General features: G+C 69.5%; 14 protein-coding genes. 3 read left to right on the top strand and 11 right to left on the bottom strand.

Going from position 1 to position 14,575, the window contains the following annotated elements; translation table 11 throughout:
* Nucleotides 1–55: 55 nt before the first annotated feature.
* Complete coding sequence (locus QF035_RS16820; protein WP_269654865.1) at nt 56–1,030, top strand: LLM class flavin-dependent oxidoreductase; 975 nt, start codon at nt 56–58, stop codon at nt 1,028–1,030.
* A gap of 139 nt (nt 1,031–1,169) precedes the next feature.
* On the opposite strand, the gene QF035_RS16825 is transcribed toward QF035_RS16820, so the two are convergent.
* The 4 genes from QF035_RS16825 to QF035_RS16840 form a co-directional block, all read right to left on the bottom strand.
* On the bottom strand, nt 1,170–2,588 hold the full coding sequence (locus tag QF035_RS16825; RefSeq protein ID WP_307521148.1) for a sugar porter family MFS transporter: 1,419 nt from the start codon (nt 2,586–2,588) through the stop codon (nt 1,170–1,172).
* A gap of 319 nt (nt 2,589–2,907) precedes the next feature.
* Complete coding sequence (locus QF035_RS16830; protein WP_307521149.1) at nt 2,908–6,564, bottom strand: AAA family ATPase; 3,657 nt, start codon at nt 6,562–6,564, stop codon at nt 2,908–2,910.
* Between the two features lie 202 nt (nt 6,565–6,766).
* Nucleotides 6,767–6,970, bottom strand: coding sequence for a hypothetical protein (locus QF035_RS16835; RefSeq protein ID WP_028802434.1), 204 nt, complete (start codon nt 6,968–6,970; stop codon nt 6,767–6,769).
* A 393-nt stretch (nt 6,971–7,363) separates the two neighbouring features.
* Complete coding sequence (locus QF035_RS16840; protein WP_143640652.1) at nt 7,364–7,645, bottom strand: acylphosphatase; 282 nt, start codon at nt 7,643–7,645, stop codon at nt 7,364–7,366.
* A gap of 131 nt (nt 7,646–7,776) precedes the next feature.
* Between QF035_RS16840 and QF035_RS16845 the strand changes: the two genes are divergently transcribed.
* Nucleotides 7,777–8,910, top strand: coding sequence for a CAP domain-containing protein (locus tag QF035_RS16845; RefSeq protein WP_307521150.1), 1,134 nt, complete (start codon nt 7,777–7,779; stop codon nt 8,908–8,910).
* 81 nt (nt 8,911–8,991) lie between these two features.
* Entirely contained in the window at nt 8,992–9,381 is a 390-nt protein-coding gene (locus QF035_RS16850; RefSeq protein WP_307521151.1) for a winged helix-turn-helix transcriptional regulator, read from the top strand.
* Here the strand turns inward: QF035_RS16850 and mutM are convergent.
* The 7 genes from mutM to rsmD form a co-directional block, all read right to left on the bottom strand.
* Nucleotides 9,354–10,214: a bifunctional DNA-formamidopyrimidine glycosylase/DNA-(apurinic or apyrimidinic site) lyase gene (mutM, locus tag QF035_RS16855; protein WP_189843582.1), complete on the bottom strand. Its 861-nt coding sequence runs from the start codon at nt 10,212–10,214 to the stop codon at nt 9,354–9,356. The two genes, QF035_RS16850 and mutM, sit on opposite strands and share 28 nt — an antisense overlap.
* A 150-nt stretch (nt 10,215–10,364) precedes the next feature.
* Nucleotides 10,365–11,279: a ribonuclease III gene (rnc, locus tag QF035_RS16860; RefSeq protein ID WP_307521152.1), complete on the bottom strand. Its 915-nt coding sequence runs from the start codon at nt 11,277–11,279 to the stop codon at nt 10,365–10,367.
* 19 nt (nt 11,280–11,298) lie between these two features.
* Complete coding sequence (gene rpmF / locus QF035_RS16865) at nt 11,299–11,472, bottom strand: 50S ribosomal protein L32 (RefSeq protein WP_028802425.1); 174 nt, start codon at nt 11,470–11,472, stop codon at nt 11,299–11,301.
* 2 nt (nt 11,473–11,474) lie between these two features.
* Nucleotides 11,475–12,128, bottom strand: a complete 654-nt coding sequence (locus tag QF035_RS16870) for a YceD family protein (protein ID WP_307521155.1) — start codon at nt 12,126–12,128, stop codon at nt 11,475–11,477.
* A 128-nt stretch (nt 12,129–12,256) separates the two neighbouring features.
* On the bottom strand, nt 12,257–13,354 hold the full coding sequence (locus QF035_RS16875; protein WP_307521156.1) for a cell division initiation protein: 1,098 nt from the start codon (nt 13,352–13,354) through the stop codon (nt 12,257–12,259).
* Between the two features lie 110 nt (nt 13,355–13,464).
* A complete protein-coding gene (coaD, locus tag QF035_RS16880; protein WP_055616180.1) occupies nt 13,465–13,944 on the bottom strand; it encodes a pantetheine-phosphate adenylyltransferase in 480 nt (159 codons plus the stop codon).
* Between the two features lie 26 nt (nt 13,945–13,970).
* Nucleotides 13,971–14,558, bottom strand: a complete 588-nt coding sequence (gene rsmD / locus QF035_RS16885; protein ID WP_189843586.1) for a 16S rRNA (guanine(966)-N(2))-methyltransferase RsmD — start codon at nt 14,556–14,558, stop codon at nt 13,971–13,973.
* Nucleotides 14,559–14,575: the final 17 nt, after the last annotated feature.

Below are 14,575 nucleotides of genomic sequence, written 5' to 3' on the forward strand. Positions count from 1 at the left end.
CCCCTGCACCGACATCACCGGCACCCCACCCGGCTCGGCGAAGGGGGACTTTCCCATGCCCGCAACGGTCGTACGTTTCAACCTCGTTGAGCCCGGCGCGACACCCGCCTCGCTCAGCGCCCGCTACAAGGCAGCCCTGGAGATGGCGACTTACGCCGACGACCGCGGGATGACCACCGTGCAGACCGAGGAGCACCACGGCGTCGAGAACAACTGGCTGCCCTCGCCGTTCACCTTCGCGGGCGCGGTCTTCGGCGCGACCCGGCGCATCGCGGTCACCGTCTCGGCGATCATCGGCCCGCTGCACGATCCACTGCGGCTGGCCGAGGACATCGCCGTACTCGACCTGCTGAGCGGCGGCCGGCTGATCACGGTCGCGGGCATCGGCTACCGGCCCGAGGAGTACGCGATCTTCGACGTGGAGTGGAAGCGGCGCGGCCGTCTCCAGGACGAGCTCCTTGAGACGCTGCTGAAGGCGTGGACCGGCGAGGAGTTCGAGTACCAGGGCCGTACGGTACGGGTCACACCGCGCCCCTTCTCGGATCCGCACCCCCTGCTGCTGGTCGGCGGCTCCTCCAAGGCGGCGGCCCGGCGCGCGGCCCGGCTCGGCCTGCCGTTCTTCCCGAGCGCGCATCTGCCGGAGCTGGAGGCCTACTACAAGGAGCGGCTGGTCGAGTACGGCACGCAGGGCTGGACCATGATGCCCTCGGCGGTCACCCCGCTCCTGCACCTGGCCGAGGACCCGGACCGCGTGTGGGCCGAGCACGGCGAGCACTTCCTGCACGAGGCGAGGACGTACGCCTCCTGGCAGTCGTCCGACATCCGCTCGGCGGTGCGGTCGGCGGCCACGACGGTCGACGAGCTGCGCGCCGAGGGCGTCTACCGGATCGTGACGCCGGACGAGTGTCTGGCGCAGGGCCTCGACAGCTACGTACTGCATCCGCTGTCCGGCGGGATGCCGCTCGACGAGGGCTGGCGCAGCATGCACCTGTTCTGCGAGAACGTACTGCCCCGGCTCAAGAGCCTCTAGATCCTGGGACGGATCTTCGAGGGCCGGGCCGAGGCAGTACGTCCTACGGGTAACGGGGAGAGGGGCAGCGGGGACTTGGCCCTTCCCCCCGAATTCGGGGGGCCGCCGGGGCTCGCGCGAGCCGCGGCGGCCGGACGGGCTAGCCCATCTCCTCCAGGGTCTTGCCCTTCGTCTCCGTCACGAACTTGAGCACGAACGGGATGGAGAGCGCGGCGAAGACCGTGTAGATCACGTAGGTCAGGGAGAGGTTCCAGTCGGCCAGCGACGGGAAGCTCGCGGTGATGGCCCAGTTGGCGATCCACTGCGCCGAGGCGGCGACACCGAGGGCGGCGGCGCGGATCTTGTTCGGGAACATCTCACCGAGGAAGACCCAGACGACGACACCCCAGGAGAGGGCGAAGAAGAGCACGAACACATGGGCGGCGATCAGGGCGACCCAGCCCTGGGTGGCCGGCAGCTTGCCGTCGACGAGGTCGAAGGAGAAGGCCCAGGCCTCCAGACCGAGCCCGATGACCATGCCCACGGAGCCGATGAGCGCGAGCGGCTTACGGCCGATCCGGTCGACGAAGATCATGGCGATCACGGTGCCGACGATGTTGATGATCGACGTCGTGAACGAGTAGAAGAACGACTCGGACGGGTCGACGCCGACCGACTGCCACAGCGTCGAGGAGTAGTAGAACGCGACGTTGATGCCGACGAACTGCTGGAAGACCGAGAGGCCGATGCCGATCCAGACGATCGGCTTGAAGAAGAAGGTCCCGCCGAGCAGGTCCTTGAAGACCGACTTGTGCTCGCTCTTCATGGCGTGCTCGATCTCGGCGACGCGGGCGTCCAGGTCGACGTTGTCGCCCTCGACCTCGCGCAGCACCTCACGGGCGCGCTCGTCCTTGCCTGCGGAGATCAGGAAACGGGGCGACTCCGGGATCGCGAAGGAGAGCAGCCCGTACAGCACGGCCGGAATGACCATGACGCCGAGCATGACCTGCCAGGCCTCCAGGCCCATGATCTCGCCGCGCTGGTCGCCGCCGGCGGCGTTCAGGATGCCCCAGTTGACCAGCTGCGAGATGGCGATGCCGATGACGATCGCGGCCTGCTGGAAGGAGCCGAGCCGTCCGCGGTACGCGGCGGGGGCGACCTCGGCGATGTAGGCCGGGCCGATGACGGAGGCCATACCGATGGCGAAGCCGCCGACGACCCGCCAGAAGGCCAGGTCGTACAGGGCGAAGGGCAACGCGGAGCCGACGGCGCTGACGGTGAACAGCACGGCCGAGATCTGCATGCAGCGGATACGGCCGATGCGGTCGGCGATCCGGCCCGCGGTGGCGGCACCGATCGCACAGCCGATCAGCGCGACGGCGATGACCTGGGCCAGGGCCGCGGAGCCGATGTCGTACCGGTGCCGGATGGCCTCGACGGCGCCGTTGATCACGGCACTGTCGTAGCCGAAGAGGAAACCGCCCATCGCGGCCGCCGCCGCGATGAAGATGACGTGCCCGAGATGTTCGGGGTGAGCCTCACGGGCTCCTGACTTGAGCGGCTGCGCTGAGCTGGTCACGTGTAACTCCTCGGGCCACCGGCCTCACTGCCGGGGGTGGGGGCGAGCCCATCAGGACGGTGTTTCCAGTGGCGCACACGTTTACGCCACCCACCATCTGAAGGTAAAAGCAACGCCGTCGACCTTATGCCTTCAAGTTTCGAAGTCAATAGGGCGTAGCTGTGACCAATGAGACCCGAGATGGCGAAGGTGTGTTCAACTCTTGAAGAAGTAGAGGTGAACCGTCAAAACTGCCTGGCCATGGGCGCCCCTTCAAGGGGCGCGGGGAACTGCGCGACCAGCCCCAACGAACCCGCACCCGAAAGGCGATCGTCCGCTGCTAGCGCAGCCTCTGGCTGATCACCTTGGAAACACCGTCCCCCTGCATGGACACGCCATACAACGCGTCAGCAACTTCCATCGTCCGCTTCTGATGCGTGATCACGATCAACTGCGAAGCCTCCTGCAGCTCCTGCATGATCCGGATCAACCGCTGAAGATTCGTGTCGTCCAGCGCCGCCTCGACCTCGTCCATCACATAGAACGGACTGGGCCGCGCCTTGAAGATCGACACGAGCATGGCCACGGCGGTCAGCGACCGCTCGCCACCGGACAGCAGCGACAGCCTCTTGACCTTCTTCCCGGGCGGCCGCGCCTCCACATCGACACCCGTGGTGAGCATGTTGTCGGGATCGGTGAGGATCAGCCGCCCCTCCCCACCCGGGAACAGCCGGCTGAAGACCCCTTCGAACTCCCGCGCCGTGTCCCAGAACGCCTGGGTGAAGACCTGCTCGACGCGCTCGTCGACCTCCTTCACCACCTGAAGAAGATCGGCACGCGTCTTCTTCAGGTCCTCCAGCTGCTCGCTGAGGAACTTGTGGCGCTCCTCCAGCGCGGAGAACTCCTCCAGGGCCAGCGGGTTGACCTTGCCCAGCTGCTGGTAGGCCCGTTCGGCGGACTTGAGCCGCTTCTCCTGCTCGGCACGGTGGAAGCGCCGGGGCTGGTTGCGCGGATGCTCCGGATCCTCCGGCAGCTCCTCGCCCTCGGCGGGGAGGGAGGGCGGCACGAGCTGGTCAGGCCCGAAGTCCGCGATCAGCCCGGCCGGTTCGACCCCCAGCTCCTCCAGCGCCTTCGCCTCCAACTGCTCGATCCGCATCCGCTTCTCGGCCCCGAGGACCTCGCCGCGGTGCACCGAGTCCGTGAGCTTGTCGAGTTCGGCCTTGAGGTCGCGGCCCTCGTTGCGGGCGACGACGAGGTCCTGCTCCCGCCGCGCCTTGGCGCGCTCGGCGGCCGTACGCTCCTCGTCCGCCCGGGCGAGCGAGACCTCGACGTGCGCGAGCAGTTGCCGCGCGCCGGAGGCGACGGCCCCGGCGACAGCGGCCTCGTGCCGCAGCCGTGCCTTGCGCTGCTCGGCACGCGCGCGTGCCTCACGTTCGGCCCGCGCGGCCCGGTCCAGCGAATCGGCCCGCCCGGCAAGCCCCTTGACCCGTTCCTCGTGCGTACGCGTCTGGAGCCGGGCCTCCATCTCGGTCTGCCGAGCGTTGGCCCCGTCGGCCGCGAGCCGGTCCCGTACGGAGGTGTCGGGTTCCTCCTCGAACGGCATCTCCTCGGCGACGGCGAGCCGTTCGGCGAGCTCCTCCGCCTCCTGGACGGCACGTTCGAGGGCTTCCTGTGCGCGTGCGGCCGCCGCGGTGCTCCGCTCGGCCTCTCCGGCGGCGCCCCGCGCCTGCCCGGCCAACCGCCCGAGCTGCTGGGCGACCTGGGACTTCTCCCGCTCACCGGCCCGCCGACGCTCGCCCAACTCCTCTACGAGAGCGGTCCGTTCCTTGCGCAGCTCGGCGGCCCGGTGCTGTTCCTCGGTCAACTCCTCGCACAGCACGCCCAGTTCTTCCAGCTCGGCCGCCGCCTCGTCGACCGACGCCTGTACTTCGAGCAGACTCGGCGCCCCGGCGGAACCTCCCTGGGCGAAGTGCGCCCCGAGCAGGTCTCCCTCGGCGGTCACCGCGGTGAGCTCGGGCCGGGAGTAGACGAGATCCTCGGCGTCCTCCAGCGTCCCGACCACGACGATGCCCCGCAGCAGCCGCCGTACGGCAGGCATGAGATCGGAGGGCCCGCGGACGAGATCGGCGGCGAACGTCGGACCACCACGCTCGGGACCACCACGCTCCGGATCTCCCCCGGAGGACGTCCCGCCGACGCCCACGCCGGACTGCGCGGACTGCGCGCCGATTACGTCGCCGGTGTTGCCGAACGCTCCCCCGGCAGCGGGAGCGTCCGGTGCCCCCGCCAGCAGCAGCGCCGCCCGCCCCCCGTCCTGCTTGCGCAGCAGGCGGATGGCGTCCGCCGCCGCGGACGGGCTGGTCACCGCGATGGCATCCGCCGCCGCGCCGAAGGCGGCCGCGACCGGGACCTCGTGGCCGGGTGTGACGGAGAGCAGTTCCGCCGCCGGACCCAGCAGACCTGTCAGCCGGTCCTTCGCCACGAGCAGCGCCCCTGTGCCGTCCTTCCGGCGCAGCCCCAGGGACAGGGCCTCGTGGCGGGCCTGCGTGGCGGCGCGCTTGCGTTCGGCCGCGGTGGCCGCCTCGCGGGCCTCGGTCAGGGCGGACTCTGCGTCGGCGAGGGCATGCTTGGCCGTCTCGTGCCGTCCGGCGATTTCCTCGTCGCCCGCGTCCAGGCCGTCGACCTCGGCCTTGAGCTGCTCGTACTCCTCCTGGGCGGTGACCGCCCGTTCCTGCGCCTCGTCGCGGGCGGAGGCGAGCCGGTCGATCTCCGCCTGGGCGGAGGCGGCGCGCGAACGGGCCGCGTTGACCTGCCCGTTCAGCCGGGCCAGGCCTTCGCGGCGGTCCGCGATGGCGCGGGCCACGTCCTTCAGACGCCGCTCCTCCACCGCCAGTTCGCGCTCGAGGTCGGCCCGGTGGGAGACGGTGTCCTCCAGGGCCCGCTCGGCCGCCTCCAGGGCCGCTTCGAGCTCGGCCTCCTGCTCACGGATCCGCGCGGCCTCGCGCTCCATGTCCTCGGGGTCCCGCCCGCGCCGCTCCTCCGGCGGCTGGGCGGTCGCGCTCTTGACCCGCGCGTCCGCCAGGGAGACCGTGCCGCGCACCCGCTCGGCCAGCTGCGACAGCTCGTACCAGGTCTGCTGTGCTCGCTGCAGGCGCGGGGTGAGCCGCCGTACCTCGTCCTCCAGCATCGCCTCGCGCTGGAGCGCCTTCTTCAGGTCGGCCTCGGCCGACTCCTTGCGCTCCTTGAGCGCGGCCTCGTCGGCGACCTCGGCCTGGAGCGCTCCCCGGAGCCGTACGAGATCGTCGGCGAGCAGCCGGAGGCGGGCGTCGCGGAGGTCGGCCTGGATGACGGCGGCCCGGCGGGCGACGGCGGCCTGCCGGCCCAGCGGCTTCAACTGGCGCCGGAGTTCGTCGGTGAGGTCCTGCACGCGCGCGAGGTTGGCCTGCATCGCGTCCAGCTTCCGCAGCGCCTTCTCCTTGCGCTTGCGGTGCTTGAGAACGCCGGCGGCCTCCTCGATGAAGGCACGGCGGCCCATCGGATCGGCGTGCAGGACGGAGTCGAGCTGGCCCTGTCCGACGATGACGTGCATCTCGCGGCCGATGCCGGAGTCGGACAACAGCTCCTGGATGTCCAGCAAACGGCAGGTGTCGCCGTTGATCTGGTACTCGCTGCCGCCGTTGCGGAACATGATCCGCGTGATGGTGACCTCGGCGTACTCGATGGGCAGCGCGCCGTCGGAGTTGTCGATGGTCAGGGACACTTCGGCGCGGCCGAGCGGGGGCCGCCCGGTGGTGCCGGCGAAGATGACGTCCTCCATCTTGCCGCCGCGCAGGGACTTGGCGCCCTGCTCGCCCATGACCCAGCTGAGGGCGTCCACGACATTGGACTTGCCCGAGCCGTTGGGGCCCACGACACAGGTGATGCCCGGCTCGAACCGCAGCGTGGTCGCCGAGGCGAACGATTTGAACCCGCGCAGGGTCAGGGCCTTGAGGTGCACGCAGCCGGACTCTACCTTCCGGGTGGGTCTCACTCCATGAACGCGCGGTTTCACCCTTGAACGTGCAGGGCACACCAAACGTTAAAGACAGTGAAAGAGTGCGCGGGGGCAAGAAAGAAGGGACGCCGAAGCGTCCCTTGCAACTCTGTCAGCGGCTGACACGGGCAGCCTGTTCACTGGTGGCGACGATGCGATTCAGTGATCAGGTGAGCGCAGGCTCCGCCTGGGGTACGTCGATGCTTTCGAGAAGCGAGTCGTGAGAAGCGGCAGCCGCGAGCGCGTCGTTCTCGGCCTGGATCCGTACGAGCTCGGATTCCAGATCCTGGACGCGCTGCTGGAGCCGTCGCATCTCGGCAATGAGTCGCGGGTCGGAACCGCCGACGTAACCGAGAAGCGCCTTTGCCATGATGGATGGTCCTCCACACTGAGTGACCGACCGAAGCGGTGTGGGTCGTGAGGGAATCGCACCCGCGATGCTTGGCACTGACGAGTTTTTGCTGCCGCTCTTACATGCCAAACAGCTAAGGTGCGCGGGGACTTTCAGCGTCTCACCAAAAAGTTTGACGGTCAACACGATCACGCCCCGTATTGGGGGCCAACCCGGGGCGCGCGGCTTCAGAACGGGCGGCGCGGCCACTGTTTCGGGGCCCTGGGGGCGTAGAGATCATCCTTACTCGCGGAGCCTGCCACGACAAGCGATTCTTGGCAACCACCAGGCGCTTTCTGCCTGTGGCAGGTGCCCGGCGCACGCCCCGCGCCCGCTGCCAGGGGTGTTGCAACCGGTGGAGCGGAGTGGATCTCACCGGATGGCGAAGCCGTCGTAGCCGCCGCGGGGCGTGTCCCAAATCTCAGTGACTCCGTCGACGCGGCCCGGCGTGTCGTCCCCCTGGAGCCAGTCGAGGAGTCGCTGACATCCGGCCCGAGGGCCCTCGGAGACCACCTGGACCCGTCCGTCCCCCAAATTGAGAGCAAAACCACTCAGGCCGCCGATCTCCAGCGCCTTAGCCCGTGTGTACCAGCGGAAACCCACACCTTGGACCCGTCCGCGTACCCACGCGACCAGCCTTACATCCTCGCTCATGGCTGCACGCTAACCGGCCAAATGCTCTCGGAGCACTTCCTCCCCTTGCGCCATGGGGTACCGTCCCGACCCAATGAGCCTCACTCGTTCGGGTGAGGAACGTTGACCGCAAGGATGAGGAAGGCCAGGAGATGGGACGCCACCGACGCTCCGCCGCCGGCCGCGCCGCCACAGGCCGCGCCACCGGGGTCACACAAACGTACGATACATACGCGGGCGGTTACGCGGCGGCAGACTCGGGTGATTACGCAGGTGAAGGCGACTACGCGACCGCGGGTGACCACCTGACCGCCGGGGACTACCTGAACGGCAGCCCCTACGCGACCGCGGGCATGTACGACTCGCCGGGCGGCATTCACGAGACCGGCGACCTCTACTCGAAGAGCGACACCTACCTCTTCGCCGCGGATCCCGCCGCCCACGCCACGACCGGCTACGCGCCGGACGGCGGCGCCGGCCGCGGCCACCGCCGCCGCAAGAAGAACGTGACGCCCGTACGCACCGGTCTGCTCGGTGTCTCGGCCGCCGTCGCGATGGGTGCCGTCGCGGTCGCCTCCGGGCTGATCCCGGGCAGCGACAGCCTCTCGATCGGCGGCGGCAACGCGGACAAGGTCCGCGCCCAGGACTCACCGAGCGACGTGCAGACCCAGGGCGGCACGGACGGCACCACGGACGACCGCGAGGACTCGGGCACGAGCCGTGACCTGGAGCGCTCCGCGTCTCCGACGGTCTCGCCGACGAAGGCCCCGGAGAAGACCGAGAAGAAGACTCCCTCCGCGAAGCCGTCGACGAAGGCTCCGGTCAAGGAGAAGCCGAAGACCGAGCCGACCACGAAGGCGCCGGAGAAGAAGGCACCCGAGACGGCTCCGTCGAAGGCGGTGTCCACCGCGTCCAAGGCCGAGGCCGAGGTGTTGTCGCTGGTCAACGAGGAGCGGGCGAAGGCCGGCTGCAGCCCGGTGACCGCTTCCAGCACGCTGGCCGCGCTGGCCGAGTCCTTCAGCGAGGACATGGCCGCGCGGGGCTTCTTCGACCACACGGACCCGAGCGGGGCCTCCCCCTGGGACCGCGCCGAGAAGCTCGGCATCGCGAACCTCGGCGGGGAGAACATCGCCCGCGGCCAGGCCGACGCCGCCGCGGTGATGGAGGCCTGGATGAACAGCCCCGGCCACCGCGCGAACATCCTGAACTGCGACTTCAAGACCCTGGGCGTCGGCGCGCACTTCGCGTCGGGCGGCCCCTGGTGGACGCAGGACTTCGGCTATTAGCCACGTAGAACCTCGGAGGGGGCGCTAGCTAAAAGTTAGCGCCCCCTCTTCGGTTTGCGCTGCGGCGAGTATTCTGGGCGCATGGACCTGACGGAACAGCCGACCTTCGAGTTCGACGTGTTCTCCAAGGCGTGCCCGTCCCGGGGCACGCTGGAGCACGTCACGGGGCGCTGGGGCGCGCTCACGCTGGGGGCGCTGTACGAGGGTTCGTTCCGTTTCAACGAACTGCGCCGGCGCGTGGACGGCGTCAGCGAGAAGATGCTGTCCCAGACCCTCCACGCGCTGGAGCGCGACGGCCTGGTGCACCGCGAGGCCCAGCCGACGAATCCCCCGCGGGTGGACTACGAGCTGACGCCGCTGGGCCGCGAGGTCGCCGAGCGGCTGCTGTCCCTCATCCACTTCGTGCAGGGGCGCATGGACGACGTACTGGGAGCGCGCGAACGTTACGACACGGCGCGCGGGGGACGCTGACAACGCGGGCAGAAGTAGCTGGACCGGTTCATCCAGGGCCTGCGCCGCATCAGGGTGCCGCAGCGCCGGCACGGCTCGCCCTCCCTGCCGTACGCGTCGAGCGAGCGGTCGAAGTAGCCCGACTCCCCGTTCACGTTGACGTAGAGGCTGTCGAAGCTGGTGCCGCCGACGGCGAGGGCGGCGTTCATCACATCCCGTACGTGGCCCAGGAGTTCGGCCGTGCGCGGGCGCGTGAACCCGGTGGTGGGACGCTCGTAGTGCAACCGCGCACGCCAAAGCGCCTCGTCCGCATAGATGTTGCCGACGCCGCTGATCAACGACTGGTCCAGCAGGGCGCGTTTGACGGTCGTACGCCGACGCCGCAGCGCCTCGTGGAACGCGTCGTCGTCGAACAGCGGGTCCAGGGGATCACGGGCGATGTGCGCGATGACGTCGGGCAGCCCGTCTGGCGTCGTCTCGTGCAACGACAGCCCGCCGAAGGTCCGTTGGTCGACGAAGCGGAGTTCGGTGTGGAGGGCGTCCTCGAACCGGACCCGGATGCGCAGATGCTTCTCGTCGGCGGCGTCCTGCGGCTGGACGAGGAGCTGCCCGCTCATCCCGAGGTGCGCGAGAACGGCGCTCGGGGAGTCCGCGAGCGGCAGCCAGAGGTACTTGCCGCGACGCTGGGGCAGCCCGATCCGGTGCCCCTTGAGCCGGGCCCCGAAGTCCTCACCGCCCGCGATGTGCCGGCGCACCGCACGCGGATGCAGCACCTGGACGTCGGCGACGATCCGTCCGCTGACCCAGCGCTCGAGGCCCCGTCGTACGACCTCGACCTCGGGCAGTTCGGGCACGGCTTCTCCTCCGGATGCGTGGGCCGATGACTCGGGCGCCCCCGACTCGGGCCGCGCGTCCGCAGCGTACCGCCGGCGCCCCCGAACACGATCGCCCGCCCCCTCGAACAGGGGACGGGCGATCGGTCACAGCACTGAACTGCGGATCGGTCAGGCGGAAGCGGCGTCGGATGCCGCCGTCGAGGGGGCCTCGACGGCCTCCTCGGCCGCCACGACTTCCTCAACTGCCGCGGACGCTTCGGCTGCCGCGGATGCCTCGGCCTCCACGGCGGCCTTGGCCGCTGCGGACGCCTCGGCTTCCTTCGCGGCCTTCGCCACCTTCGCGCGTTCGTCCGCGGCGGAGCGGATCGCACGCCACGCGGACTCCGCGGCCTGCTGCTCCGCCTCCTTCTTGCTGCGGCCGGTGCCGGTGCCGTACGAGACGCCTCCGACGCGGGCAGCAGCAGTGAAGGTCTTCTCGTGGTCCGGGCCGGTCTCGGTGACCAGGTACTCGGGCACGCCGAGCCCCTCGGTCGCCGTGAGCTCCTGGAGACTGGTCTTCCAGTCCAGGCCCGCTCCCAGATTCGAGGATTTCTCGATCAGCGGGTCGAAGAGGCGGTGGACGAGTTCGCCCGCCGCGTCGAGACCCTGGTCGAGATAGACAGCGCCGATCACCGCTTCAAGGGTGTCGGCGAGGATGGACGCCTTGTCCCGGCCGCCCGTGCCCTCTTCGCCCCGGCCGAGCCGGATGAAGGAGCCGAGTTCGAGCCCGCGGCCCACCTCCGCAAGCGCACGCGAGTTGACCACCGCGGCCCGCAGCTTGGCCAGTTGGCCTTCAGGCAGGTCGGGGTGGGTTCGGTACAGCGTGTCCGTGACCACGAGGCCGAGCACGGAGTCCCCGAGGAACTCCAGGCGCTCGTTCGTGGGCAGACCGCCGTTCTCGTACGCGTACGAACGGTGGGTCAGTGCACGCACCAGAAGGGCGGACTCGAGCTTGTACCCGAGCCGCCCTTCCAGAAGCGTGTGGGACGAGGCTGTGTTGTCCGCCTTTTTCTTGGCGTTTACGTCCGCCTTGGCGTCAGACATGAAGCCTCTCACCAGCCGCTCAGACCTCGAGGACCTGGCGCTTGTTGTAGGTGCCGCAAGCAGGGCAGGCGATGTGCTGCTGCTTGGGCTCGTGGCAGCGCTCGCACGCAACCAGGGTGGGGACCGCAGCCTTCCACTGCGACCGGCGGTGGCGCGTGTTGCTGCGCGACATCTTCCGCTTCGGAACAGCCACGGCTACTTCTCCTGCTTCTCGTTGGCGCGCGCCGATCGAGGCGCTTCGCCACTCATCTCGTCCTTCTCGCCATCTTCGAGTGAACCGGCGAGTCCCTGCAGTGCCGCCCAACGGATGTCGACGGCGTCGTGGTGGTGGTCCGGGTCGTCCGCGAGCCGGGCTCCGCACTGGGAGCACAGGCCGGGGCAGTCGTCCTGGCACACCGGCTGCATCGGCAGTGCGAGCACCACCGCATCACGCAGCACGGGTTCGAGGTCGAACAGGCCGTCCTCGATGAAGAGCGTGTCCTCGTCGTCCTCGGCGTCGTCGGCCGGCTCCGCTTTCACACGGCCCCGGTCGTCGGCGTCAGGGTACGAGAACATCTCCTGGAAATCCGCTTCGAGCTGCTGCTCGACCGGCTCCAGACACCTTACGCACTCCCCCTTGGCCTGTGCACGGGCGGTGCCTGTGACAAGCACACCTTCCATGACCGACTCCAGGCGGAGGCCGAGCTTCACCGGGGCGCCTTCCGGCACTCCGATGACTCCCTGGATACCGAAATCCTTGGGAGCGTCGATCTCACGGGTCAGGCGCTGCAGCGCGCCAGGACGCCGCCCCAGCTCGTGTGTGTCGAACACGAGAGGGTTGCGGTGGTCGAGGCGGGCGTTCAGGGCCATTCCTGCTTTCGATCTTGAAACTCTGTGGGGCACCGCCCTTCGGTGCTTCCCGGGCAGCGTTGATCGCGGACGTACACGCGACCGAAGAACCAGGGTACTGGACCTTTCGCTCTCGGCCCAATCCGGCCTCAGCGCCCCTGTTCGTACGCCCTCAGCTGCTCCGCGCTGATCATGGTGGTGTCGAAGAGACTGGTCTCGTCGAGGGCGTTGGCCTGCGCCTGCGCCTGCTGCGGCTGGGGAGCCTGCGGGGACTGGCCGTACGCCTGCTGCAGGTTCGGGTCGTACGCCGCCTGCTGGTCGTAGCCCTGCTGCTGCGGATAGGCGGCGTAGGGGTCGGCGGTCTGCTGCTGATAGCCGTACCCGTCCTGCTGCGCGTACTGCTGCTGGTACCCGTAGGGATCGGCGGTCTGCTGCTGATATGCGTACGCGTCCTGCTGGGCGTACTGCTGCTGGGCCGGGACCGCCGGGGCCTGGGGCGGGGCGGCCGGCTGGGCGGGCCGCTCGGAGAGGTCCGAGAGGCCGTCCAGGTACTCGGCGTCGGTGGTGTGCTGCGCGTTGCCGTCCTCGGCGAAGCCGCCCAGGTCGCCGAGGTCGTCGCTGGCGATCCGGCCGTGCAGCTTCTGCCGGCCGCGGCCGACGGCGTCCAGGGTCTTGGCGAGCACGGCCTCGAAGGCACCGAGCTTGACGTCGACGTACTCGTCGGCGTTGCGGCGCAGGGTCTCCGGGTCGTGGCTGCGCTCGGGAGCGTCCTCGTCCTCGTAGCCCTGCTCGTCGGTGCCGGGGCCCGTGCCGAGGAGCTTCTCGCGGCCGCGGCCGACGGAGCCGAGGGTCTTGGTGAGGACGACCTCGAAGTTGGCGAGCTTGGAGTCGACGTACTCGTCGGCCTCGGCGCGGACGTCCTCGGCCTCCTTGCGGGCCTCGGAGAGGATACGGTCCGCCTCGTTCTGCGAGCGGCGGGCGACCTCGGTGTCGGAGATCAGGCTGCCGCGCTCGGCGTGCGCGGACTCGACGATCCGCTCGGCCTCCAGGCGGGCCTGCTCGACCATCTGCTCGCGGCCGCCGATCAGCTCCTGGGCCTGGGCGAGGGAGCCGGGCAGTGCCTGGCGCACCTCTTCGAGCAGGGAGAGGAGCTCGGCGCGGTTGACCACGCACGAGGCCGACATGGGCATGGAACGGGCGCTGCCGACCGCCGAGACGATCTCATCGAGCTTCTTCTGCACGTCCACCGTGTGCTCGCCACTCTCTACAGCTGTGATGGAGACGGACGCATCGACTGTACGACCACTCCCGCCCCTCCCGACACCGGGTGACGCACTGTCAGGTTTCTGGGGCTCCGTCAGTCCTTCTTCAGACGCTCCCTGAGGGCTTCCAGGACCACCGGCGGGACCAGGTGGGCGACGTCGCCGCCCCAGGTCGCGACCTCCTTGACCAGCGAGGAGGACAGGAAGCTGTAGGTGGGGTTGGTCGGGACGAAGAGGGTCTCGACGCCGGAGAGGCCGTTGTTCATCTGGGCCATCTGCAGCTCGTAGTCGAAGTCGCTGACCGCGCGCAGGCCCTTGACGATGGCCGGGATGTCGCGCTCCTTGCAGAAGTCGACGAGGAGGCCGTGGAAGGACTCCACCTCGACGTTGCCGAACTCCGCGGTGACCTGGCGGATCAGGTCGATCCGCTCCTCGATCTCGAACAGGCCCCTCTTGGACTGGTTGATCATCACCGCGACGTGCACGACGTCGTACAGCTTGGAGGCTCGGGCGATGATGTCGAGATGTCCGTTGGTAATCGGGTCGAACGACCCGGGACAGACGGCGCGGCGCACTTGAGATCCCTCGCTCTCCGGTCCGGTCATCGTGCGTCTTCGCACGTAGAGGCGGCGCGACCGTACCAAAACGTTCCCTCGCCGTAGCGACGGGACCTCAATGCCTCGAAGCCGTCGGGCCACCGGAATTCGCCGCCTCTGGTACTGCGTTCAACGGTGACGAGCGCTTCGCCCGCGAGCCAGCCCCCGGAGCGGAGTGTGAGCAGGATCTCGCGAAGATCGTCGTCCGTGACGGCGTACGGCGGATCGAGGAAGACGAGGTCGTACGGTGCTGCCGGCGCCGCCGTGCGGATGATCTGTTCCGCTTTGCCGGGCCTGACCTCGGCGCCGGGGAGGCCCAGCGCCTTCACGTTCTCCCGGATCGTGCGGGCCGCGCGGGCGTCCGCCTCCACGAGGAGGGTGTGTCCGGCGCCGCGGCTCAGCGCCTCCAGGCCGACGGCGCCGGAGCCGGCGTACAGGTCGAGGACGCGGTCGCCTTCCAGGGGGCCGCCGAGCAGGGACTGCCAGGTGGAGAAGAGTCCCTCGCGGGCCCGGTCGGAGGTGGGCCTTGTGCCGGTGCCCGGGGGGACTGCCAGGCGTCGTCCACCGGCCGTGCCGGCGATCACGCGGGTCATCTGGGGTCCTTGCGGGT

The organism is Streptomyces umbrinus, from assembly GCF_030817415.1.
Taxonomy (GTDB): domain Bacteria; phylum Actinomycetota; class Actinomycetes; order Streptomycetales; family Streptomycetaceae; genus Streptomyces; species Streptomyces umbrinus_A.